This window comes from Erwinia endophytica, assembly GCF_009295515.1.
GTDB classification, from domain to species: domain Bacteria; phylum Pseudomonadota; class Gammaproteobacteria; order Enterobacterales; family Enterobacteriaceae; genus Erwinia; species Erwinia endophytica.
In genome coordinates this window covers 97,500-119,217 of the sequence record NZ_RQVV01000023.1, presented here as the reverse complement: position 1 = coordinate 119,217, position 21,718 = coordinate 97,500, and the positions used below count along the sequence as shown (strand labels likewise).

The following is a 21,718-nucleotide window of genomic DNA, read 5'->3' as shown; positions in this document are numbered from 1 at the left end:
CATGAATCCGTTGCTTTCTCTGGACAATGTCAGTGCGCATTACGGCAAAATTCAGGCGCTGCATCATATCAGCCTGCATATCAATCAGGGCGAAATTGTCACCTTAATCGGTGCTAATGGCGCGGGTAAAACCACCCTTCTTGGTACGTTGTGCGGTGAACCGCGTGCCACGCAGGGAACCATCATCTTCGACGATAAAACCATCACTGACTGGCAAACGGCGCGCATCATGCGGGAGTCGATAGCTATCGTGCCAGAAGGTCGGCGCGTATTTTCCCGAATGACGGTGGAAGAGAATCTGGCGATGGGGGGATTTTTCGCTGATCGGCAACAGTATCAGAGCCGTATCCAACGCGTTTATGAACTGTTCCCGCGGTTGTATGAACGCAGTAAACAGCGTGCCGGAACCATGTCCGGCGGTGAGCAGCAAATGCTGGCGATGGGCCGTGCGCTGATGAGCCAGCCGCGTTTGCTGTTGCTGGACGAGCCGTCTCTGGGACTGGCGCCGATTATCATCCAGCAGATCTTCGATACCATCGAACAATTGCGGCAGGAAGGGATGACGATTTTCCTTGTCGAGCAAAATGCTAACCAGGCGCTGAAGTTGGCTGACCGCGGCTACGTGCTGGAAAACGGCCATGTGGTGCTGGAAGATACCGGTGCCGCGCTACTGGCAAACGAAGCCGTACGCAGCGCTTACCTGGGGGGATAACGTTTAACATTCAGAGTCGGGTGACTCCGGCTCTGAATGTTTTTTGGCCGCCCATTCACTGAGCAGACCTTACGGTAAGACAGCGGGCCATCTGGGATGACGATGGGTTGTGGTGTTGCACGGGCTGTTGACCTGTCACCCGGGTGTCATTTTTACGTCATGAGTCTGTTATATATCTGTCATTTTCACATGTCATGTTACCACCCGAACATATTGCGTATTCAGGCGCGAATAATACCGGGTACAGGAAACCGACATGGCATCGTTCTCATTTCATCACTCCGCACTTTGCGTCGTTCTGGGACTGACCTTCAGTGGTCATGCACTGGCCGTCACCGAGATCCCATTCTGGCACTCGATGGAAGGCGAGCTGGGCGTGGAAGTCGATTCTTTAGCACAACGTTTTAACGCATCACATCCTGATTATCACATTGAGCCGACCTACAAAGGTAACTATGAACAAAGCCTGGCCGCGGGTATTGCTGCCGTGCGTGCCGGCAAAGCGCCGGCGATCCTACAGGTTTATGAAGTGGGTACGGCAACCATGATGGCCTCAAAAGCTATCGTTCCGGTGTATGAGGTATTCAAAAACGCCAATATTGCCGTTGACCCGGCTCAGTTTGTGCCCGCGGTGGCGGGGTATTACAGCGACGCTCACGGGCAGTTGATTTCCCTGCCGTTCAACAGTTCGACACCGGTGCTGTATTACAACAAAGACGCTTTTAAAAAAGCCGGACTGAACCCGGATGAGTCGCCAAAAACCTGGCAGGCGCTGGAAAAAGACGCGGCGGCGCTGCGTAAAGCGGGGATGACGTGCGGTTACGCCAGCGGTTGGCAGGGCTGGATTCAGATCGAAAACTTTAGCGCCTGGCATGGTCTGCCGGTAGCGACCCAAAACAATGGTTTCGATGGCACCGATGCCGTTCTGGAATTCAACCAGCCGGTCCAGGTTCGTCATATTCAGATGCTGGAGTCGATGAACAAACGGGGAGAATTCACCTACTTTGGCCGTAAAGATGAGTCCACCGCCAGGTTCTACAATGGCGACTGTGGCATCACCACCGCGTCTTCCGGTTCACTGGCTGACATCCGTCACTACGCCAAATTTAACTACGGCGTGGGTATGATGCCTTACGATGCAACCGTGCCAAATGCGCCGCAGAACGCCATTATTGGCGGTGCCAGCTTGTGGGTCATGAAGGGGCAAGACGCGGCGACCTACCGGGGTGTCGCTGAGTTTATGCAATTCCTGACCCAGCCAGAAATCGCGGCTGAATGGCACCAGAAGACCGGCTACCTGCCAGTCACTACCGCGGCGTATGAATTGACCCGAAAGCAGGGTTTCTACGACAAAAATCCAGGAGCGGATATTGCCACGCGGCAAATGTTGCATAAACCACCATTACCGTTCACTAAAGGCCTGCGTTTGGGTTATATGCCACAGATCCGGACTATCGTGGACGAAGAGCTGGAAGGTGTCTGGAATGGATCGATAACGCCTCAGGTTGCGCTGGATAACGCGGTGACCCGTGGCAATCAGCTGCTGCGCCGCTTTGAGCAAAGCGTTAAGCCGTAATGCTGATGCGCCCTTACCACAAATTAAAGGGTGTCGGGATGGGAATAAGTCTGCCCGAATCATCGGCCCCGATTCATTTTTGCCGTCTTTTATCTGGTTCAGAGCGTTTGTATGCCATCTTCCCGTCCTGTTTTTCGCTCCCGCTGGCTGCCTTATCTGTTGATGTTGCCGCAGTTGCTGGTCACCATTATTTTTTTCCTTTGGCCCGCGGGCGAAGCGTTATGGTATTCGGTACTGAGCGTCGATCCTTTCGGTATTTCCAGCACTTTTGTCGGCCTGGAGAATTTCAGACGCCTGCTGGACGATAATTATTACCTTGATGCCTTCTGGACCACGCTGGTGTTCAGTGGGTTGGTCACCGTTATTGGTCTGGGCATTGCTCTGTTTTTGGCGGCGCTGGTTGATTACGTCCTGTGTTTGAAGCGGGTCTATCAGACGCTGTTTTTACTGCCTTACGCGGTAGCCCCCGCAGTTGCGGCGGTGCTGTGGATGTTCCTGTTCAGCCCCGGACTGGGGCTGATCACTCATTTCCTGGCAACAGCAGGGTATAACTGGAACTATGCGCAGAATAGCGGTCAGGCCATGTTTTTGGTGGTGTTAGCCGCTATCTGGCAGCAAATGAGCTACAACTTTCTGTTCTTTTTTGCCGCGTTGCAGTCGATCCCACCCTCACTGACTGAAGCCGCCGCCATTGACGGGGCCGGGCCGGTACGCCGTTTCTTTCAGCTTTCTCTGCCGTTGATAACCCCGGTGGGCTTTTTCCTGGTGGTGGTTAACCTGGTTTATGCCTTCTTCGATACTTTCCCGGTGATTGATGCGGCGACAGGGGGAGGTCCGGTACAGGCCACGACCACCCTGATTTACAAAATTTACCGTGAAGGTTTTACCGGACTGGATCTCTCCTCATCCTCTGCGCAGTCGGTGGTGTTGATGGCGCTGGTCATCATTCTGACGGTGATTCAGTTCCGCTATATCGAAAAAAGGGTACGCTACCAATGATTGAGAACCGACGCGGGCTGGCTATTTTCAGCCATATCATGCTGGGGCTGGGTATCCTGACGGTATTGTTCCCGATCTACATCGCGTTTGTCGCCGCGACGCTGAGCAACACGGCGGTATTTCAGGTACCGATGACACTGATCCCGGGCCGTTATCTTTGGGACAACATCACGACTATCTGGCAACACGGTGTGGCACAGAACAGTGCGCCGTTTGGTGTGATGTTGCTGAACAGCGCGATCATGGCGTTGAGTATTACCGCTGGAAAAATGGTGCTGTCGATCCTCTCGGCTTTCGCGCTGGTGTGGTTTCGTTTTCCGTTGCGCGGGCTGTTTTTCTGGATGATTTTCATCACCCTGATGCTGCCGATCGAGGTGCGTATTTTTCCGACGGTGGAGGTGGTCTCCCACCTCAACATGCTCGACAGCTATAGCGGGTTAACCCTGCCGTTGATGGCCTCCGCCACCGCCACTTTCCTGTTCCGCCAGTTCTTTATGACTCTGCCGGATGAGCTGGTTGAAGCGGCGCGTATCGATGGCGCCAGCCCGATGCGCTTTTTTCGCGACATCGTGCTGCCATTGTCGAAGACTAACCTGGCGGCGTTGTTTGTGATCACCTTTATCTATGGCTGGAACCAGTATATGTGGCCGCTATTGATCATCAATGACACCCACCTCGGCACCGCTGTCGCGGGCATTCGTAGCATGATCGGTAATGGTGACGGTTCCACGCAGTGGAATCTGGTGATGGCGGCCATGCTGCTGACCATGATCCCGCCAATGGTGATTGTTTTAGTCATGCAGCGCGCTTTTGTTCGCGGGCTGGTTGAGAGCGAGAAATAAGTGATGGCAGGGGTAAGACTTCAGGCAGTTACCAAATCATATGATGGTAAAAACCAGATTATTCAGCCACTTGATGTGGCTATCCACGATGGCGAATTTATGGTGGTGGTGGGCCCTTCCGGCTGTGGCAAATCCACGCTATTGCGTATGATCGCTGGGCTGGAGCAGGTCACCAGCGGCGATATTATTATTGGTGACGAGCGAGTGACCTTTCTGGAACCGAAAGATCGCGGCATAGCGATGGTGTTCCAGAACTACGCCCTGTATCCGCATATGAGCGTGGAACAGAATATGGCTTATGCGCTGAAAATTCGCGGGATGGGTAAAGCGTATATCCGCCAGCGGGTCATGGAAACAGCAAAAAGCCTGGAGCTGGAGGCGCTGCTGCAGCGGCGTCCGCGTGAGCTTTCTGGCGGCCAGCGCCAGCGCGTGGCCATGGGACGCGCGATGGTGCGTGAACCTGCGGTGTTCCTGTTTGATGAACCGCTCTCCAATCTTGACGCACGCCTGCGCGTGCAGATGCGGCTGGAGTTACAGCAACTGCATCGCCGTTTGAACACCACCAGTTTATACGTGACTCATGATCAGGTTGAAGCAATGACGCTGGCGCAGCGAGTGATGGTGATGAACAAGGGGAGGCTGGAGCAACTGGGGACGCCGGTCGAGATCTATGAGCGTCCTGCCTCGCGTTTTGTCGCCAGCTTTATTGGCGCGCCGTCAATGAACCTGCTGGCAGGTGAGTTGAACGATAAGGGTACGCGACTGGCGCTGGCGGATAATATCGCCATTCCGCTTTTCGAGGCGAAAACCCGTTGGGCTGGACGCATGTTGACGTTGGGGATCCGCCCGGAACATATTAAGCTCTCCTCACCGCAGGCGGGCGGCTTACCGTTGGTGGTGGAAACGCTGGAGATATTGGGGGCCGATAATCTGGCCCATGGCAAATGGGGTGGCAACCGCGTGGTGGTGCGTTTGCCCCATGTTGAGCGTCCGGCTATCGGCAGCACGCTATGGCTGCATTTGCCGCCAGAATCGCTACACTTCTTTGACTCTGAACATGGACAACGTCTCGAATGACTGAGAAAGCCTGGCCTTATCCGGCCATCGTGGCCCACCGTGGCGGTGGCAAACTGGCGCCGGAAAATACCCTCGCGGGTATCGATATTGGCGCGAAACTGGGCCATAAAATGATCGAGTTTGACGTCAAGCTGTCGCTCGATAATGAAATTTTCCTGCTACACGATGACACGCTGGACCGTACCAGCAACGGCTGGGGCATTGCCGGGGATCTGCCGTGGGAAAAGCTGCGGCAACTGGATGTTGGTGGTTGGTACAGTAAAGATTTTGCTGATCAGCGTTTACCGTTGCTTGCACAGGTGGCTGAGCGTTGTGCGAATGACCAGATGATGGCCAACATTGAAATTAAACCCACCACCGGACGGGAGGCGGAAACTGGACGCGTAGTGGCGAGGGTCGCGCGCGACCTCTGGCATCGTCAGACCGCGCCGTTGTTGTCCTCGTTTTCTCTTGTCGCACTGGATGCGGCGAAACACGCCGCTCCGGAACTGCCTCGCGGCATATTGCTGCACCACTGGCGCGACGACTGGCGGGCACTCGCGGATGAGCTGGACTGCGTGTCGCTTCATTTCAACCATAAAGTCCTGACTCAGGCGCGTGTGGCGCAGATTAAATCTGCCGGGCTGCGGATACTGGTTTATACGGTGAATACGCCGGCAAGGGCGCAAACATTGCTGGATTGGGGCGTTGACGCGATCTGTACGGACAGGATCGATCTGCTGGGGCCGGATTTCGCCATTAACTGGCATACTTGACGTTACCACGGTGCTGACTGCTATGCGGCCTTTCCACGGCTTTTACGCTTGTGGGGCGCGGTAAGTGGGTGGCCGCTCAATCGATTCCTCGCTTACTGACTCAAATAAGCGCCAGCGTAATCATCCCTTTTGTTTGCCGCCCAGGTCGCAACGTCAATATTGGGGCGGCTCAGCGCATTAGTCAGTGCTGTTCTGCTGGAGATTGCTGTTGCCCGGTTGTGATTTAAGGACTCGTTGTGAGGCGCTGTCGCGTTGTTCCTGGATTTTACGCTGCACCTCCTGGTTCTGACGCTGTTGATCCTGCTGTAGCTTCAGTTTTTGCTGGGATTGCTGTGTTTGCATTTGTGTCTGCATACGCTGCGTACTCGGGTTGTAGCCTGGTTTGAATGGATCATTGCTGTTATTCAGCCTGTTCGCCATGCCGCTTAGCGGGATCAGCGCGGCAAAAATAATTAACCATTTCATTAATTGTTCTCCTTATTTCTTTCTCCTGAGTGTATGGCAGCGCCATTTTTTCGAACCTGCCTGTTTTCTGATTTTGCATTATCCCTCGCTTTTTTTCTTATTTCGTACACACTTAGGAACGGTAAATAAATGTAAATAATACTAATAAGGAGTGATGATGGCTCGAATGGTCAGATTAGCGCAGTTTGTTAGTCCGCTAATGGCAGGGTTGTTTTTTTGGCAGGGCGCCATGGCGGCACCGACGGTACCACCGGTATCTTACGGCGTGGGGGCTGATACCTTCCATCCGGTAACGGAACAACATGGGATGGTCGCTTCGGTGGATGCCACCGCAACACAGGTTGGGGTCGATATTCTTAAGCAGGGCGGTAATGCCGTCGATGCGGCGGTGGCGGTGGGGTATGCGTTGGCGGTGACGCATCCGCAGGCCGGGAACCTCGGCGGCGGTGGATTTATGCTGATCCGCACCGCGGCTGGTCACACCACCGCGATTGACTTTCGCGAGATGGCGCCGACCCGGGCCAGCCGCGATATGTTTCTTGACGCCCAGGGCAATGCCGACAGCAAAAAATCCCTTACCTCGCCTCTGGCTTCCGGCGTTCCCGGCACGGTAGCCGGATTTGCGCTGGCGAACAAAGAGTACGGCACTTTACCGCTGCGACAACTGATTGCTCCAGCTATTAAGCTGGCCCGCGACGGGATTGTGGTGAATGAATCACTGGCCAACGATTTACAGGTCTATGGTAAAGAGGTGCTGCTCAGCCATCCCAACAGTAAAGCCATTTTCTATAAAGCGGATGGTACGCCGTACCTGCGGGGTGAAAAACTGGTGCAGCGCAATCTGGCGCACAGCCTGGAACTGATTGCGCAGCGGGGACCGGATGCCTTCTATAAAGGTCCGATCGCTGACCAGATAGCCAAAGAGATGGCGGCTCACGGCGGACTGATTGATCAGGCGGATCTGGCCAGTTATAAAGCCGTCGAGCGTAAGCCAGTCAGCGGTAGCTACCGTGGCTATGAGGTTTACTCAATGCCACCGCCGTCTTCCGGTGGGATCCACATAGTGCAGATCCTGAATATCCTGGAGAATTTTGATCTGGCGAAAATGGGCTTTGGCAGTGCCGATGCAATGCAGGTGATGGCAGAAGCGGAGAAATATGCCTACGCTGACCGCTCGGAGTACCTCGGCGACCCGGATTTTATTCAGGTGCCGACTTCGGCGCTGACCAGCAAAGCCTATGCTAAATCGCTGGCGCAGCAAATTGATCTCAATAAAGCACGTCCTTCTACCGACATCAAGCCGGGTAAACTGGCACCTTATGAAAGCAACCAGACTACCCATTTCTCAGTCGTGGACGGGCAGGGCAATGCAGTCGCGGTGACCTATACGCTGAATACCAACTTCGGCAGCGGTATTGTGGCAGGCGACAGCGGCATCCTGATGAATAATGAGATGGATGATTTCTCAGCCAAACCGGGGACGCCAAATGTTTATGGTCTGGTCGGTGGCGAGGCGAACGCTGTGCAGCCTTACAAGCGTCCGCTTTCTTCCATGTCGCCGACGATTGTGGTGAAGGATGGCAAAACCTGGCTGGTGACGGGCAGTCCTGGCGGCAGTCGGATTATCACCACGGTGCTGCAAATGATAGTGAACAGCATTGATTTTGGTATGAACGTCGCCGAAGCAAGCGCGGCTCCGCGCTTTCACCATCAGTGGTTACCTGATCAATTGCGGGTTGAAAAAGGCTTTAGCCCGGACACCCTGAAATTGCTGACGATGAAAGGTCAGCATGTCAAAGTGTTGCCAGCAATGGGCAGTACCCAGAGCATTATGGTTGGCCCTGATGGCACGTTGTACGGTGCTTCTGACCCGCGCACCATTGATGATTTGACCGCAGGCTATTAACCCGCACGGCGCCAGCTATCCCGAACGATGGACGGCATGGTCTGGCGCCGGATCCTCATGCGGACTACGGTTTCTGATCCGCTGGGGCCACTGGCGGAACGGAACATTCCGACTTCAGTCGCGCCATATACAGCGTATCGACCAGTTGACCGTGGCGCATCGCGTAGCATCGGGCCAGTCCTTCGGTGGTAAAACCAAATCGCTGGTAAAGCCGGATTGCTGCGGCGTTATCGGCAAACACGGTGAGTTCAATACGCTCCACGCCAAGCCAGTTATCGCACAGAGAAACCATCTCCCGCATCAGCGCGCTGGCCACGCCTCTTTGCCGATAATTCGCGTCTACGCAAATACCGAACGAGGCGGCGTGGCGACGGCGGACGCGGCTGTTAACGTCCAGGGAAAGCTCGCCGACCACCATGTTATCAATACAGGCGACCAGGCGTTGCTGACCATCACGGAAGTGAGTCAGGCGTTCATGTATATGTTCCTGAGAAGGATGAGGTATTTGTAGTATGTCAGCATAGGTTTCCGGCTGGCTGATAATGCGATACAGGTCAGCGGCATCTGCTGGTGTTGCATGACGGATCACGATCTCACTCATCTTCTCTCGCCTTTTTAGTCAATTATCCTTTTTAAACTCATGGGTTTTAGCCAGAAAATCAAGCTAAAAAATAGCGAGAAAAACTTTACAAGTGCGAATGATAATGATTATTATTGTCAGGCGTTTCCACTCTGGGCTTCACGGACCGGTCGGGAAAGCACGACATTGCTCACATTGCTTCCAGTATTACTTAGCCAGCTCGGGTGCTGGCTTTTTTTTTAGGCCAGGCCAGGGCGTCGGCATATCTGGATGTGACACGTTGAGGTTAAAGGGACAGCACAACCCCGTGTTCTGTCGCATTAAGAAGTCGTCAGGCAACATACTGTTTTTTTTATGTAATGGTGCCAGACCATATCTCCGATCCAAAAATCCTTTCAACGCCTGCATTACCCCATCGATATCATCGCGTAATGTGTTCGCTGGTATCTGGCTTATGTCCTGAGCCTGCGCAACCTCGAAGAGATGATGGCAGAGCGTGGTATCACCGTTGACCATTCCACGCTTCACCGCTGGGTTATCCGTCGGGTACCGCTGCTGGACAAGACCTTTCGCCGACATAAGCGTTCTGTGGGCCACCATGGCGAACCCGAAGTGGTGGCCATCGATAAGAGTGGAGCCAACACAGCGGCACTGGTCACGCTCAATGGAGATAAGGAAAAAGAGAAGTGCATCCCGGTCAGGCAGAATAAGTATCTGAACAATCTGATTGAGCAGGATCACCGTAACATCAAACGCAGGATTAAGCTGATGACCGGATTTAAGTCGTTTCGCCATGCACAGACCATTCTGGCGGGAATTGAGCCGGTGCATATGATACGCGCAAGGGGCAGTATCAGCCTCCGTACGGGGAGGCATTGTCTCCGGCAGACCAGTTTTATCTGATGGCTGCCTGAAAAACAGGTCATACACTTTTTTTCGGACAATCACCGTTAATGCGACAGAACCCCCGTCAGTACCGACAACGTTTTAGTTCCGTACAAAGAGCCGACCCGTCCAGTCGTCAGGACTGAGCGTGAACATCTTCTGTATATTCAGTCGAATAATTTGAACAGAGGAGACAATTTTATCCGCTATCATCCGCCCCGGAACCGGTTCAGACTGGGTCAAAACATTGAGGAGGATTGTTGATGATTTACTTACGCAAAGCAGAAGAACGTGGTCATGCCAATCATGGCTGGCTGGACAGCTGGCACACTTTTTCCTTTGCTAACTATTATGACGCCAACTTTATGGGGTTTTCGGCGCTACGGGTGATTAACGAAGACCTGATCGAGGCGGGCCAGGGTTTTGCCACTCATCCGCATAAAGATATGGAAATCCTCACTTATGTGCTCTCCGGTACGGTTGAGCATCAGGATAGCATGGGTAACAAAGAGCAAATCCCGGCCGGTGAATTTCAGATAATGAGCGCCGGTACCGGTGTGCGTCACTCGGAGTACAATGCCAGCACCGGGGTGCCGTTGCATCTGTACCAGATTTGGATCATCCCGGAAAAAAATGGCCTCGAGCCACGTTACGCTCAGCGCCGTTTCGATGATGTACAGGGCCGCCAGTTGGTGCTGTCTCCGGATGCTCGTGACGGATCGCTGAAGATCTTTCAGGATATGACGCTGTCCCGCTGGGCGCTGAAGCAGGGTGAGGAAGGCGCGGTGGCGGTAGAAGCCAATCGTAAGATCTGGATCCAGGTGGTGAAAGGCGATGTCACGGTTAATGGCGAGAACGCCAGCCGTAGCGATGCTTTTGCCATTTGGGATGAAGCGATGTTGACCATTGTCGCGAATAGCGATACTGAAATCCTGCTGTTCGATCTGCCGCCGGTTTAAGTCGATCACATTTTGGGTGTGCTTTGCCGCACCCTTCACCGTTTTTCCGCCATTTTTGTTACACTCCAGTCATCTTCCCTTCAATTTATAAAATCATGAAGAAAAAAAGACCGGTACTACAGGACGTTGCCGATCGTGTGGGCGTCACTAAGATGACCGTCAGTCGCTATCTGCGTAACCCCGATCAGGTTTCTGTTGCTCTGCGGAGCCGCATTGCCGAGGCGCTGGATGAGCTGGGCTATATCCCTAACCGGGCCCCCGATATTTTGTCTAACGCCACCAGTCGGGCGATTGGCGTATTGCTGCCGTCGCTGACTAACCAGGTGTTCGCTGATGTATTGCGCGGAATTGAGGCGGTTACCGATGCGGCGGGTTATCAGACCATGATCGGCCACTTTGGTTACAGCGCGGAGAAAGAGGAACTGCAGATGCGCTCGCTGCTGGGGTGGAATATCGATGGACTGATCCTCACCGAACGTAACCATACGGCTACCAGCTTGCGGATGATTGAAATTGCCGGTATCCCGGTCCTGGAGATGATGGACTGCGTGTCACCCTGTCTGGATTTAGCTGTCGGGTTCGATAACGTTGAGGCTGCCCGGCAGATGACTCTGGCTATTTTAAACAAAGGGTATCGCCATACCGTTTACCTGGGCGCCAGGCTGGATGAGCGTACCCTGCTCAAGCAGCAGGGTTATGAACAAGCGATGCGCGCCGCTCACCTGGAGCCGCGCAGTATTATGATGGAAGAAGCGTCTTCGTTCTCGATGGGCGGCACCCTGCTACTGGAGGCACAAAAGCGTTATCCTGATACCGACAGTCTGTTCTGTACCAACGATGACCTTGCGGTGGGGGCGATGTTTGAATGCCAGCGTCAAGGGCTGCGTGTGCCTGATGATATGGCGATAGCGGGGTTTCATGGTCATGATATCACCCAGGTGGTGACCCCAAAACTGGCTACGGTACTGACCCCGCGTGAAAGAATGGGGCGTGAAGCCGCGGCGCTTTTGCTGGCCAGAATCCGGGGTGAACAGGTGGGATCGGCGCAGATTAATGTGGGTTTTACTCTTTCAGAAGGCGGCAGCATCTGATTTTTCGGAGACTTGTCGCAGACGACTTTGTCTGTTTGTGCCTCTTTCTTCTGAAACAGTCATTTTTTTGAACTACTTCACATTTACCAGCTTTTTCCAGCCTAACTGTTGCCTTACCCGTCAGGCCTCCAGACAATGTTACCGATAACAATTGCGCTAACACTGAAACGGACAGGTCCTGGACCTCCATGCCGGAGCATGAAAATGAAAACATCCCCTTCTTCTCACCACGTGTTTGTCTTGATGGGCGTATCGGGCAGCGGTAAATCTGCCGTGGCCAATGCTGTGGCATATCAGCTTAAAGCAGCGTTCCTCGACGGTGATTTCCTGCACCCTCGCGCCAATATCGAAAAGATGTCAGCAGGTCATCCGCTGAATGATGATGACCGTAAGCCATGGCTACAAGCGATCAACGATGCCGCTTTCGCTATGCAGCGTACTAATGAAGTGTCATTGATCGTCTGTTCCGCACTGAAAAAAAGTTACCGTGACATTTTGCGTCAGGGGAACGAAAACCTGTCATTTGTTTATCTGAAAGGTGATTTTGACACTATTGAGTCTCGCCTGCGCGCACGTAAAGGACACTTCTTCAAGCCGCAGATGCTGGTCACTCAGTTTGAAACGCTGGAAGAGCCAGGCAGTGACGAGCACGACGTGTTGGTCGTGGATATCAATCAGGCACTGGATGAGGTGGTGGCTGCGGTCATTGCTGCTATCGAAGGTGCGATAAAAAATAAGTAGGATGTGATGGCTACTGCAACACTGGTATTAACGGCTGCGGGTTCGGTATTACTGCTGCTGTTCCTGGTCATGAAAGCACGTATGCACGCTTTTCTGGCTTTAATGTTAGTTTCCGTCGGCGCGGGTATTTTCTCTGGCATGCCGCTCGATAAAATTGCCGATACTATGCAGAAGGGAATGGGGGGAACACTGGGGTTCCTCGCTGTGGTGGTCGCTCTTGGTGCGATGTTCGGTAAAATCCTGCATGAGACTGGCGCGGTCGACCAGATTGCCATCAAAATGCTGAAAGCGTCAGGCGAGAATCGGGCGCACTACGCCATGGGTATTGCCGGACTGATTTGCGCACTGCCGCTGTTTTTTGAAGTTGCGGTGGTATTGCTGATCAGCATTGCTTTCGCGGTGGCTCGCCGTACTCAGGATAACCTGGTGAAGCTGGTTATCCCGTTGTTCGCCGGGGTGGCGGCTTCTGCCGCTTTCCTGCTGCCGGGGCCTGCTCCTATGTTGCTGGCGTCACAAATGCATGTGGATTTCGGCTGGATGATCCTGTTGGGCGTTTGCGCCGCTATCCCCAGTATGCTGATTGCCGGCCCACTGTTCGGTCGCTTTATCAGTCGTTATGTGACGTTCACCTTACCGACGGAAATCTCGCATCCTGAATTCGAAGAACACAAACTGCCGTCATTTGGCTTCAGTTTGTCGTTGATCCTCTTCCCATTGGTGTTGGTGGGGCTGAAAACCATCGGCGCACGCTTCACTGATCCGGGAAGCCGGTTATATGAGTGGCTGGAGTTTATCGGGCATCCGTTTATCGCCATTCTGCTGGCCTGCCTGGTGGCTATCTATGGCCTGGCTTATCGTCAGGGGATGGATAAAGATCAGGTGATGAAGATTTGCGGCAGCGCGTTGCAGCCCGCGGGGATTATCCTGTTGGTGATTGGTGCGGGTGGCGTATTTAAGCAAGTGCTGGTGGATTCCGGCGTGGGTCCGGCTCTGGGGCATGCCCTGACGGGCGCAGGGCTGCCGGTGGCGCTGTCGTGCTTTATTATGGCGGGTGCGGTGCGTATCATCCAGGGATCAGCCACGGTCGCTTGTCTGACGGCGGTCGGCCTGATTATGCCGGTTATTGAGCCGCTGCATTACTCGGGCGCGCAGATGGCGGCGTTGTCGATTTGTATCGCGGGCGGATCGATTATTTTCAGCCACGTGAACGATGCCGGTTTCTGGTTGTTTGGCCGTTTTACCGGCGCGACGGAAGGGCAGACGCTGAAAACCTGGACGGTGATGGAAACCATTTTGGGCACTGTCGGGGCTGTTATCGGGATGATCGCTTTCACGCTGTTGTCGTAGAAATTTGTCAACGCCGGGTTTGTGCAGAGAACACGGCGTGCATGAAAAAACGTAAAAAACGCGGTTCCTGCCAGTTAGATTCGCGCCATGAAGGGCGCGAATCGCTTAATGAGCGTCCATGTTCCTTAACCAAGGCGGAACACACCCTGAAAGGGTAAGGCCTCTTGCTCTTCAAAATTTCAAATATGCCCGGATACCATCCAGAAACATCTGGGTCGCCAGCATAATCAGGATCAGCCCCATCAATCGTTCCAGTGCATTAACGCCTTTCTCCCCCAGCAAGCGCAGAAACAGGCCTGACAGCAGCAGGATAACCACCGTCGCTCCCCAGGCAATCAGTAGTGCGCCGACAAGATGCGTCATTTGATCCGGATACTGGTGCGACAACAGCATCAGTGTCGCCAGTAGTGAAGGCCCTGCGACTAGGGGAATAGCTAACGGCACGAGGAAGGGCTCTTCACCGGCGGACAGACCGCTGCTACTGCTTTCGTTCGAGGGAAAAATCATTTTAATGGCGATCAGGAACAGGATAATGCCGCCGGAAATCGATACGGTCTCAGTGCGTAAGTTAAGGAAGGCGAGAATTTTTTCACCGGCAAAGAGAAATAGCAGCATGATAACTAATGCGATCAACATTTCGCGTATCAGGACCACCCGCCGACGTTTCGGCTCCAGATGTTTTAATACCGACATAAAAATCGGCAAATTGCCCAGTGGATCCATAATAAGCAACAATAATATGGTCGCAGAGATCATTTCAGTCATGGTTATTCTTCTCTTGTGGTGTCGGCCTGCAGCGCGTTATAAGCGGCGCTGCTAAAAAAAGGTCGCTAATCGATTTAATTCACTTGCCACTTTTCCAGCATTTTGTAAGGTGTTCATCAGATCTTATTCTTATCACATACACATTAACAGGCCAGGCCTCACTGTCGCAGCCCATATGTTTGTTGTCAGCGTGCACTATTCGCAGCGTACTTAATGTATCTGCGGACTGCCAGCCCTGTCGGCAAGCAATATGGCAGGCAACGTTGTCTGGAGCAGGTGCAACATGAAAACTGTAGGATTCGTAGGTTGGCGCGGCATGGTCGGTTCCGTCCTGATGCAGCGTATGGTGGAAGAACGCGACTTTGATGTCATCCGTCCGGTCTTTTTCTCCACGTCGCAACATGGTCAGGCGGCCCCTGAGTTTGGCGGTCGGTCAGCTGGCGTATTGCAGGATGCGTATAACATTGAGGCGCTGAAGGCGCTGGACATCATCATCACCAGCCAGGGGGGTGATTATACTACGGATATTTATCCTAAACTGCGCGCCGCTGGCTGGCAGGGTTACTGGATTGATGCGGCATCCACCCTGCGGATGGAAGATGACGCGTTGATTATTCTCGACCCGGTTAATCATCATGTTATTCGCCAGGGACTGGATAAAGGCATAAAAACCTTTGTCGGCGGCAACTGTACTGTCAGTCTTATGCTGATGTCACTGGGCGGCCTGTTTGCCCATGACTTGATTGAGTGGGCCTCGGTGGCGACCTATCAGGCGGCATCAGGGGGCGGAGCACGCCATATGCGTGAACTGTTGACCCAGATGGGGATGCTGCATGACCACGTGGCGAAAGCGCTGCAGAATCCGGCCTCCGCGATCCTTGATATTGAGCGCAATGTGACTGAGCTGACGCGTAGCGGTGTACTGCCGACGGACAATTTTGGTGTGCCGCTGGCCGGGAGTTTGATCCCATGGATCGACAAACAACTGGAGAACGGTCAGAGTCGCGAAGAGTGGAAAGGTCAGGCGGAAACGAACAAAATTCTGCAACCAGCGAAAACCATCCCGGTCGATGGTCTGTGCGTACGTGTTGGCGCGCTGCGTTGTCACAGCCAGGCATTTACGCTGAAACTGAAAAAAGATCTGCCGCTGAGTGAAATTGAGCAGTTGCTGGCAGCGCATAATGAGTGGGTCCATGTGGTACCCAATGATCGTGAACGGACTGTGCGTGAACTGACGCCAGCCGCCGTCACCGGTACGCTGAAAACCCCGGTGGGTCGTCTGCGTAAACTGAATATGGGACCGGAATATCTCTCTGCCTTCACGGTGGGCGACCAGTTGTTGTGGGGTGCCGCCGAGCCGCTGCGCCGTATGTTGCGCCTGCTGGTCGACTAAGTTTATTGCCCTGTTTCTGCCGCGACCCTGGCTAAAACGGAAGGGAAATCCGGGCCAGATGCAGATAAAACAGTCAGCAGTGACCCGCCGAATCCCGACGGTTGGTTATTATGGCAACCGCCACGCTATACCCCAATTGCTGCCGACGCTGGACAAGACGATGGCGTCGGCAGCAAGTCTGGCGTGATTAAGCCGGTTAGAAATCGTATTCCAGACTTAAACGGTTCTCCCAGTAGTTAGAGTCGTACCGTGGCGAGGTCTGTACCCCGGCAAAATCAGTCAGGCTCAGGCCTTTCAACACCCCGCTGAAGCTCCAGGTGAAATAAACCAGGTACTCAGACTGATTGATGCTGGCAACGGACGGTGAGGATTTGAGATCCATAAATGAATATTGTGTTCCCAGCGACAGGTTATCATTCATCGTATAGTTCAGGTTGGTTGACCAGGCGTTGCCACTCCCCAAATCCTGCGTACTGGTGAAAAATGGCTGAGCAAAGTACGGGCCGGATGAGGTGTTATGGGCATAAGGCACCACCAGCGAGCCATTATTCCAGCTGTTGCCACTGGCCGCGATGTGGTTATAACCCAGCTTCCATTTCAATGACGGCGTAAAGGTCAGCGCCAACTGCGCGCCGTAGGAAGTACTGTTGACTTCACCGGCTAACGCTTTGCCCTGGCTGGTGCCGCGGATAAACTGTACGCCGAGATCTGGCGTGAACAGTGTTTGCTGCCAGTTCAGGTGGCTTTCAGCGTACACCACCCGTGAATAATCGCTGTATTCTTCGTACCACAGTTGTCCACTGAGTTTTTTGTCGTCAAGCTGGGTAGCGCGTCCGCCGCCAAAGGCCCACATGCCATTGGTGCGTTGATCAATATCGGTATATGCCGTGGTTTTGAGAAATTTATCGTCACCCCAGGGTTTATAACGCCAGATTTTAGTGGCATGCAGAAAATTATCGCTGTCACCCCACTGAGTATCAATACCCCGGAACAGAATAGGCGTAATACGCCAGTCATAATCACCGACAAATGGGATATTGATACGTTGGTTACCGGCAGTAATTTTAAAATTATCTTGTTGCCAACTTAAATACGCCTCACCAATATTAGTCTGATTATCACCAATGTCGCTGATGGTATGAGATTCATCGGGATGATCGATACCACGCAGGAAAATACCACTGACCCCGGCTCGAAACCCGGCAATCGGGGCGGTTTCAAACTTCAGGCTGCCGCCATAACTCACGGTGTCCTGATTATATCCTTTGGAAAAAAAAGCATTGTGTCGGGAGTAATACAAGGTACGCAGACTGCCGCTAACGGTCCCGCAGGTAAAAATCTCGCTGAAACTATCCACGCCACTGTCGCCATACTGACAGTGGCTGTCGATATTACTTTGTGTTGCCGCCAGCGCCAGCGGTGATACAGGCAATAACAACGCACCGACCCACAGATGTCGCCGTATTATTTTATTCATCATCCCAACCCCTATTTTTATCAAGAAAAGCAAAGGACTCTGCCTTTAATAAACCGAAGGCAGAATGCGTTGCGTTTAATAACAACGTAATGCCATTTTTTATCGTTAAGTTGTGATGGTGGTGATGCCGGGAATATTGACTTCCGGCAGCGTATCCCGAATATCCCAACCACGTAATTTGCCAGGGTTTAATAAATTATGCGGATCGAAGGCGCGTTTTACTGCGACCACCTCAGCGCTAACCCTTCCCTGCTTGCCTGCTTCTATTTGACAGACATGGGGATTATTGATCTTGACGCCATTATCACGGAAGGTTTGCATGATGGCATTAAGGCGTGTTTCATCGCTGTAGCGTACTAACGGTAAGCCGCTGCAGGTCAGGTTGCCATTCAGATCACGCAGAAACTCAATGTGAGAGAGCACTTCACCGGATAACCGTTGCTCCATTTCCAGCACTTGCTGATGGTAATGTTCTGCGGCAAAAGCGCTTTGCAGATAAGTCAGCGTTTTGTCCACTTTCAGTGCCTGAAGCGTGGTGTGATTCCAGCAATATTCGATCAATGAATGACCGTCATGTTCACCTGCGGCGAAGCGCAGGGCGCAGCGGCCATGATGTTCAGCCACCAGACCCGGCATCAGGGCATCGTTCTCACTGCCGATCACTGAAATGACGGCGTGTTGGCCAGGGGTAAGGACATCGGCAAGGTCAGTAAAGTAATCCGTTATTGGCGCTGCCATCACCGCCACCTGCCGTTTAACGATCCCCGGCGAGCGGGCTATCGCGTCAGCAAAGGCCATCGCGGCGGCGAAATCATCAAAGGTATCCAGATGTTCAATCCATTGATGACAGGGCGCCAACGCCAGTTCTATTTCCAGCACAATGCCATTGCTGCCATAAGCGTGGTGTAGCAGCAATGCTTCCGGCGCATTAAGGGTGATAATGCGCGGTTGTTCTTCCATGGTCATGACACGTATCGACAATACATTGCCTGGCGCTGCCAGTGGACCATAATTGATCGACCCCACCCCGCCGAATCCTCCACCAAACAGACCGCCCAGCGTGGCCAGACGCCATGTTGAAGGCAGGCAACGCAGCTCCCAACCCAATGGACGGGTCTGCGCTTCAATATCGGCAAGGCGGATCCCGGCCTGGGCTTTCACCACGCCGTCGCGCATGGCGACAATGGCATTCAGCCGGGTGATATCAACGATGACCCCGCCATGTAACGGAATTAGCTGGCCATAATTTCCCGTACCGCCGCCACGAATATTGAGTGGCAGGCGCTGTTTAGCGCAGGCTGCGACGATGGCAGATAACTCAGCTTCATTACGCGGGCGAACTGCCAGTTCAGCAAATTTATCCTCCAGTTGCTGTTTTAATATCGGACTGAACCAGTGGAAATCACGTGACAGGCGCTTCACTTTGGGCGCTTCCTTAATCCAGTCCAGAGAGGGCAGGGCCGCAACAACGGCTGCCAGCGCGGACTGGCGAGCAGAATCAGACATCATCATATCCTGTGGTTAAATAATCAGGCTGGGTTCATTTCACTTTCGTGCCATGCAGACAGTACGCGACGCGTCAGCCATGACATCACCGCGAACAACAAAAACCCGGCCAGCGAAATGAGCAGTAGCGCAGCAAACATCAGGGGAATATTCAGTTGATAGCCAGCTTGCAGAATTTGATAGGCCAGCCCGGTGTCGCTACCGCCTGTTCCGGCAACAAACTCGGCCACGACCGCACCAATGAGCGACAAACCGCTGGAGATACGCAGCGCGCCGAAAAAGTAAGGCAGCGCCGATGGAATGCGCAGTCGCAACAGGATCTGTAAACGCGAGGCATGATTAAGCTCAAAGTAACTCAACAGACCGGGCGACACGCTGCGTAATCCCTGGGTGGTATTGGAGATAATGGGAAATACCGCCATCAGCGTGGCGCACACCACCAGTGATAAAGTGGTGTCCTTTACCCAGATAATGATCAGCGGTGCAATGGCGACAATCGGTGTGACCTGTAAAAACACGATATAAGGAAATAGCGCGGTTTCGATAAAGCGGTTTTGTACCAATAAAAAGGCGATAAGTGAGCCGATCACCGTGGCCATGACAAACGAGAAAAGCGTTATCTTCAGGGTGTAGAGCAACGACATAAACAGTGACGGGAAATTCTGTATCAGGCTTTGCGCCACAACCACCGGCGATGGCACCAGGAATACCGGTACCTTGAACTCGGTGACCAGACCTTGCCACAACAGCAACATGACGATGGCGAGCAGCAGCGGATAAAGGAGTTTCTGAAATGGTGGGCGGCTGGCGAGTGGTGTATTCATCACGGGTTCTCTTGACTGGCGGCGAGCAGTCCATGCTGCAACTGTTGGGCGAATTGGGTAAATGGCGCACTGACGCGAAACGCCTCATCACGAGGAAAAGGTGCGGTGATGGCAATATCATCGACCACCCGTCCCGGACGAGCCGCCATCATGATGACGCGTTGCGATAAAAAAACGGCTTCATGAATGGAGTGAGTGACAAATACCACGGTCAGATTCTGTTCCTGCCACAAGGTGAGCAGGTCGCTGTCGAGTTTATTACGGGTAATTTCATCCAGTGCGCCGAACGGTTCATCCATCAGTAATACCCGGGGGCGCGTCACCAGACCACGGGCAATCGACACGCGCATTTGCATGCCGCCGGACAGTTCGCGTGGCAGCACATGACCAAACTGGCTGAGTCCGACCAGTTCCAGAATTTCTTTCACCCGGGTATCGGCTTCGCCCCGTGACACGCCTGCCAGGTCGAGTGGCAGACGGACATTTTTATGCACGTTGTTCCATGGCATCAGCGTCGCTTCCTGAAAAACGAAAGAGAGCGGCAGGTCGCGCTGTTTTTCCCGGCGGTCACGGCGGAATAACATGAGTTTGCCATCGCTGGGTGCCTCCAGCCCGGCAATCATCTTCAACAGTGTGCTTTTGCCACAGCCAGACGGTCCCAGCAGGGTGATAAACTCACCCTGACGAATGGTCAAATCCACCGGCAGCAAGGCGCGGGTGCCATTGGGATAAATTTTCTCTGCAGAGAGCACCTCAATCGCGGGCGGGGCGCTGGAAAATGAGGCCAACGAACTGTCGTGGCTCATCAGGGTCAGTCTGCTGGCTGCATTCATGGCATAACCTTCACATCCTGAATGAATTTCAGGGTATAGCTTTGATCAAAAGGCACTTTAGCCGGATCGATCAGTTTTTTGTCCACCAGTAATTGCCAGGTTTGTTTCAGGCGTGGGACGGTCATAATGCCGATGCCCCCCGTCTGTGCGTCACCGCCTGTGACTAATTGATATTTCTTCATCTGAGCAATCCCGAAGGCGATTTGTTGATCACTCATTTTGGGGTTTTCTTGCTTGATCAGCGCATTGCCTGCCGTCGGGTCTTGCAGATAATTTTTCCAGCCCTGCATGGAGGCTTTGACGAATGCCGCGACCGCCTGGGGGCGTTTTTCCAGTGTCGATTTCATGCAGACAATGCTGTTGCCATAAGGCGGATAACCCCAGTCGCTGACAGGATAGACATTGGCTTTTGCCCCAGCTTGTTGGATGGCAAAAGGCTCAGAAGTGACATACCCCTGTTGTACTAGAGTGTTATCGGCGAGGAACGGCTGAATACTGAAGGTATACGGGCGCACATGTGCATTCTTCAGGTTTAGCGCCGTTTGCGCCCAGGGCCAAAAAGAGGTGTAGGCCTCAGCCGCCAGCAGGAATGTCTTGCCTTGCAGGTCTGCCTGGCTTTTGACTTGCGGATGGGTGATAAACACCACGGCGGAATGCTGGAAGGTAGTGGCGACAGGTACTGCTTCCACTCCTGCCTGCCAGGACTCCAGCGCCTGCATGTTGTCACTGATGATGCAGTCAGCTTGCCCGGCCGCCATCAACTGTACGGTGTGTACCTGTGGGCCGCCCATTTTTATCGTGACATCCAGTCCGGCATCGCGATACAGATTTTGTGCCAGCGCCTGGTAGAAGCCGCCATGTTCCGCCTGGGCATACCAGTTAGTCATAAAGGTAAATTTTTCTGCGGCCATACCTGGAGCAGAGAGTGACACCGCGAGCGCGGCGACAATACTGGTCAGCGGTAAGCTGGTTTTGCTCATGAGCG

Annotated in this window: 21 protein-coding genes and 1 pseudogene; 14 read left to right on the top strand and 8 right to left on the bottom strand. The window is 53.4% G+C overall.

From position 1 onward, the window contains the following. Position 1 precedes the first annotated feature (1 nt). The 6 genes from livF (at position 2) to ugpQ (ending at position 5,961) form a co-directional block, all read left to right on the top strand. A complete protein-coding gene (gene livF, locus EH228_RS07775; protein WP_152321098.1) occupies positions 2-712 on the top strand; it encodes a high-affinity branched-chain amino acid ABC transporter ATP-binding protein LivF in 711 nt (236 codons plus the stop codon). A gap of 256 nt (positions 713-968) precedes the next feature. After that, the gene (gene ugpB, locus EH228_RS07770; protein ID WP_152321097.1) at positions 969-2,288 is read left to right on the top strand and encodes a sn-glycerol-3-phosphate ABC transporter substrate-binding protein UgpB; all 1,320 of its coding nucleotides are present in this window, start codon (positions 969-971) and stop codon (positions 2,286-2,288) included. A 111-nt stretch (positions 2,289-2,399) separates the two neighbouring features. Then, entirely contained in the window at positions 2,400-3,287 is an 888-nt protein-coding gene (gene ugpA, locus EH228_RS07765) for a sn-glycerol-3-phosphate ABC transporter permease UgpA (protein ID WP_152321096.1), read from the top strand. Beyond that, positions 3,284-4,129 (top strand): sn-glycerol-3-phosphate ABC transporter permease UgpE, encoded by an 846-nt coding sequence (gene ugpE / locus EH228_RS07760; protein WP_152321095.1) that lies wholly within the window; start codon positions 3,284-3,286, stop codon positions 4,127-4,129. Before ugpA ends, ugpE begins: the two co-directional genes overlap by 4 nt. Before the next feature lie 3 nt (positions 4,130-4,132). Further along, on the top strand, positions 4,133-5,206 hold the full coding sequence (locus tag EH228_RS07755) for a sn-glycerol-3-phosphate import ATP-binding protein UgpC (protein WP_152321094.1): 1,074 nt from the start codon (positions 4,133-4,135) through the stop codon (positions 5,204-5,206). Further along, entirely contained in the window at positions 5,203-5,961 is a 759-nt protein-coding gene (gene ugpQ, locus EH228_RS07750; RefSeq protein WP_152321093.1) for a glycerophosphodiester phosphodiesterase, read from the top strand. The genes EH228_RS07755 and ugpQ overlap by 4 nt, the downstream gene beginning before the upstream one ends. Positions 5,962-6,138: 177 nt before the next feature. Here ugpQ and EH228_RS07745 read toward each other — a convergent pair whose 3' ends face one another. Then, positions 6,139-6,426: a DUF2756 domain-containing protein gene (locus EH228_RS07745; protein ID WP_152321092.1), complete on the bottom strand. Its 288-nt coding sequence runs from the start codon at positions 6,424-6,426 to the stop codon at positions 6,139-6,141. A 166-nt stretch (positions 6,427-6,592) separates the two neighbouring features. Here EH228_RS07745 and ggt point away from each other — a divergent pair, with 166 nt between their 5' ends. After that, entirely contained in the window at positions 6,593-8,332 is a 1,740-nt protein-coding gene (gene ggt / locus EH228_RS07740; RefSeq protein WP_240116254.1) for a gamma-glutamyltransferase, read from the top strand. 64 nt (positions 8,333-8,396) lie between these two features. On the opposite strand, the gene EH228_RS07735 is transcribed toward ggt, so the two are convergent. After that, the gene (locus EH228_RS07735; RefSeq protein ID WP_152321090.1) at positions 8,397-8,933 is read right to left on the bottom strand and encodes a GNAT family N-acetyltransferase; all 537 of its coding nucleotides are present in this window, start codon (positions 8,931-8,933) and stop codon (positions 8,397-8,399) included. Positions 8,934-9,284: 351 nt separating this feature from the next. Between EH228_RS07735 and EH228_RS07730 the strand changes: the two are divergent. The 5 genes and pseudogenes from EH228_RS07730 to gntU all read left to right on the top strand — a co-directional run bounded on the left by EH228_RS07730 (position 9,285) and on the right by gntU (position 13,935). Further along, positions 9,285-9,826 (top strand): annotated as a pseudogene (locus EH228_RS07730) (IS6 family transposase). A 234-nt stretch (positions 9,827-10,060) separates the two neighbouring features. Then, a complete protein-coding gene (locus EH228_RS07725; protein WP_152321089.1) occupies positions 10,061-10,756 on the top strand; it encodes a pirin family protein in 696 nt (231 codons plus the stop codon). 95 nt (positions 10,757-10,851) lie between these two features. Beyond that, positions 10,852-11,847, top strand: a complete 996-nt coding sequence (gene gntR / locus EH228_RS07720) for a gluconate operon transcriptional repressor GntR (RefSeq protein WP_152321088.1) — start codon at positions 10,852-10,854, stop codon at positions 11,845-11,847. A gap of 204 nt (positions 11,848-12,051) precedes the next feature. Further along, positions 12,052-12,588 (top strand): gluconokinase, encoded by a 537-nt coding sequence (gene gntK, locus EH228_RS07715; protein ID WP_152321087.1) that lies wholly within the window; start codon positions 12,052-12,054, stop codon positions 12,586-12,588. Between the two features lie 6 nt (positions 12,589-12,594). Beyond that, positions 12,595-13,935: a gluconate transporter gene (gene gntU / locus EH228_RS07710; protein WP_152321086.1), complete on the top strand. Its 1,341-nt coding sequence runs from the start codon at positions 12,595-12,597 to the stop codon at positions 13,933-13,935. A 171-nt stretch (positions 13,936-14,106) separates the two neighbouring features. On the opposite strand, the gene EH228_RS07705 is transcribed toward gntU, so the two are convergent. Next, on the bottom strand, positions 14,107-14,700 hold the full coding sequence (locus EH228_RS07705; protein WP_152321085.1) for a YhgN family NAAT transporter: 594 nt from the start codon (positions 14,698-14,700) through the stop codon (positions 14,107-14,109). A 283-nt stretch (positions 14,701-14,983) separates the two neighbouring features. On the opposite strand from EH228_RS07705, the gene asd reads away from it, so the two are divergent. Further along, on the top strand, positions 14,984-16,093 hold the full coding sequence (asd, locus tag EH228_RS07700; RefSeq protein ID WP_152321084.1) for an aspartate-semialdehyde dehydrogenase: 1,110 nt from the start codon (positions 14,984-14,986) through the stop codon (positions 16,091-16,093). Between the two features lie 58 nt (positions 16,094-16,151). Then, positions 16,152-16,280 carry a hypothetical protein gene (locus EH228_RS20640; protein WP_275065355.1) on the top strand — a complete coding sequence of 43 codons (129 nt, stop codon included), beginning with the start codon at positions 16,152-16,154 and terminating at the stop codon, positions 16,278-16,280. 9 nt (positions 16,281-16,289) lie between these two features. Here EH228_RS20640 and EH228_RS07695 read toward each other — a convergent pair whose 3' ends face one another. From EH228_RS07695 to EH228_RS07675, 5 genes are all read right to left on the bottom strand, one after another. Continuing rightward, positions 16,290-17,573, bottom strand: a complete 1,284-nt coding sequence (locus tag EH228_RS07695; protein ID WP_152321083.1) for an OprD family outer membrane porin — start codon at positions 17,571-17,573, stop codon at positions 16,290-16,292. 102 nt (positions 17,574-17,675) lie between these two features. Then, entirely contained in the window at positions 17,676-19,079 is a 1,404-nt protein-coding gene (locus tag EH228_RS07690) for an FAD-binding oxidoreductase (RefSeq protein WP_152321148.1), read from the bottom strand. A gap of 20 nt (positions 19,080-19,099) precedes the next feature. Further along, positions 19,100-19,900: an ABC transporter permease gene (locus EH228_RS07685; protein WP_152321082.1), complete on the bottom strand. Its 801-nt coding sequence runs from the start codon at positions 19,898-19,900 to the stop codon at positions 19,100-19,102. Continuing rightward, positions 19,900-20,733 (bottom strand): ABC transporter ATP-binding protein, encoded by an 834-nt coding sequence (locus EH228_RS07680; RefSeq protein ID WP_152321081.1) that lies wholly within the window; start codon positions 20,731-20,733, stop codon positions 19,900-19,902. The genes EH228_RS07685 and EH228_RS07680 overlap by 1 nt, the downstream gene beginning before the upstream one ends. Continuing rightward, positions 20,730-21,713: an ABC transporter substrate-binding protein gene (locus EH228_RS07675; protein WP_152321080.1), complete on the bottom strand. Its 984-nt coding sequence runs from the start codon at positions 21,711-21,713 to the stop codon at positions 20,730-20,732. Before EH228_RS07675 ends, EH228_RS07680 begins: the two co-directional genes overlap by 4 nt. Positions 21,714-21,718: the final 5 nt, after the last annotated feature.

Bases quoted from the DNA above. Each gene is read 5' to 3' on its own strand.
- livF (WP_152321098.1), top strand. From the start codon at position 2: ATGAATCCGTTGCTTTCTCTGGACAATGTCAGTGCGCATTACGGCAAA.
- ugpB (WP_152321097.1), top strand. From the start codon at position 969: ATGGCATCGTTCTCATTTCATCACTCCGCACTTTGCGTCGTTCTGGGA.
- ugpA (WP_152321096.1), top strand. From the start codon at position 2,400: ATGCCATCTTCCCGTCCTGTTTTTCGCTCCCGCTGGCTGCCTTATCTG.
- ugpE (WP_152321095.1), top strand. From the start codon at position 3,284: ATGATTGAGAACCGACGCGGGCTGGCTATTTTCAGCCATATCATGCTG.
- EH228_RS07755 (WP_152321094.1), top strand. From the start codon at position 4,133: ATGGCAGGGGTAAGACTTCAGGCAGTTACCAAATCATATGATGGTAAA.
- ugpQ (WP_152321093.1), top strand. From the start codon at position 5,203: ATGACTGAGAAAGCCTGGCCTTATCCGGCCATCGTGGCCCACCGTGGC.
- EH228_RS07745 (WP_152321092.1), bottom strand. From the start codon at position 6,426: ATGAAATGGTTAATTATTTTTGCCGCGCTGATCCCGCTAAGCGGCATG.
- ggt (WP_240116254.1), top strand. From the start codon at position 6,593: ATGGTCAGATTAGCGCAGTTTGTTAGTCCGCTAATGGCAGGGTTGTTT.
- EH228_RS07735 (WP_152321090.1), bottom strand. From the start codon at position 8,933: ATGAGTGAGATCGTGATCCGTCATGCAACACCAGCAGATGCCGCTGAC.
- EH228_RS07725 (WP_152321089.1), top strand. From the start codon at position 10,061: ATGATTTACTTACGCAAAGCAGAAGAACGTGGTCATGCCAATCATGGC.
- gntR (WP_152321088.1), top strand. From the start codon at position 10,852: ATGAAGAAAAAAAGACCGGTACTACAGGACGTTGCCGATCGTGTGGGC.
- gntK (WP_152321087.1), top strand. From the start codon at position 12,052: ATGAAAACATCCCCTTCTTCTCACCACGTGTTTGTCTTGATGGGCGTA.
- gntU (WP_152321086.1), top strand. From the start codon at position 12,595: ATGGCTACTGCAACACTGGTATTAACGGCTGCGGGTTCGGTATTACTG.
- EH228_RS07705 (WP_152321085.1), bottom strand. From the start codon at position 14,700: ATGACTGAAATGATCTCTGCGACCATATTATTGTTGCTTATTATGGAT.
- asd (WP_152321084.1), top strand. From the start codon at position 14,984: ATGAAAACTGTAGGATTCGTAGGTTGGCGCGGCATGGTCGGTTCCGTC.
- EH228_RS20640 (WP_275065355.1), top strand. From the start codon at position 16,152: ATGCAGATAAAACAGTCAGCAGTGACCCGCCGAATCCCGACGGTTGGT.
- EH228_RS07695 (WP_152321083.1), bottom strand. From the start codon at position 17,573: ATGATGAATAAAATAATACGGCGACATCTGTGGGTCGGTGCGTTGTTA.
- EH228_RS07690 (WP_152321148.1), bottom strand. From the start codon at position 19,079: ATGATGTCTGATTCTGCTCGCCAGTCCGCGCTGGCAGCCGTTGTTGCG.
- EH228_RS07685 (WP_152321082.1), bottom strand. From the start codon at position 19,900: ATGAATACACCACTCGCCAGCCGCCCACCATTTCAGAAACTCCTTTAT.
- EH228_RS07680 (WP_152321081.1), bottom strand. From the start codon at position 20,733: ATGAATGCAGCCAGCAGACTGACCCTGATGAGCCACGACAGTTCGTTG.
- EH228_RS07675 (WP_152321080.1), bottom strand. From the start codon at position 21,713: ATGAGCAAAACCAGCTTACCGCTGACCAGTATTGTCGCCGCGCTCGCG.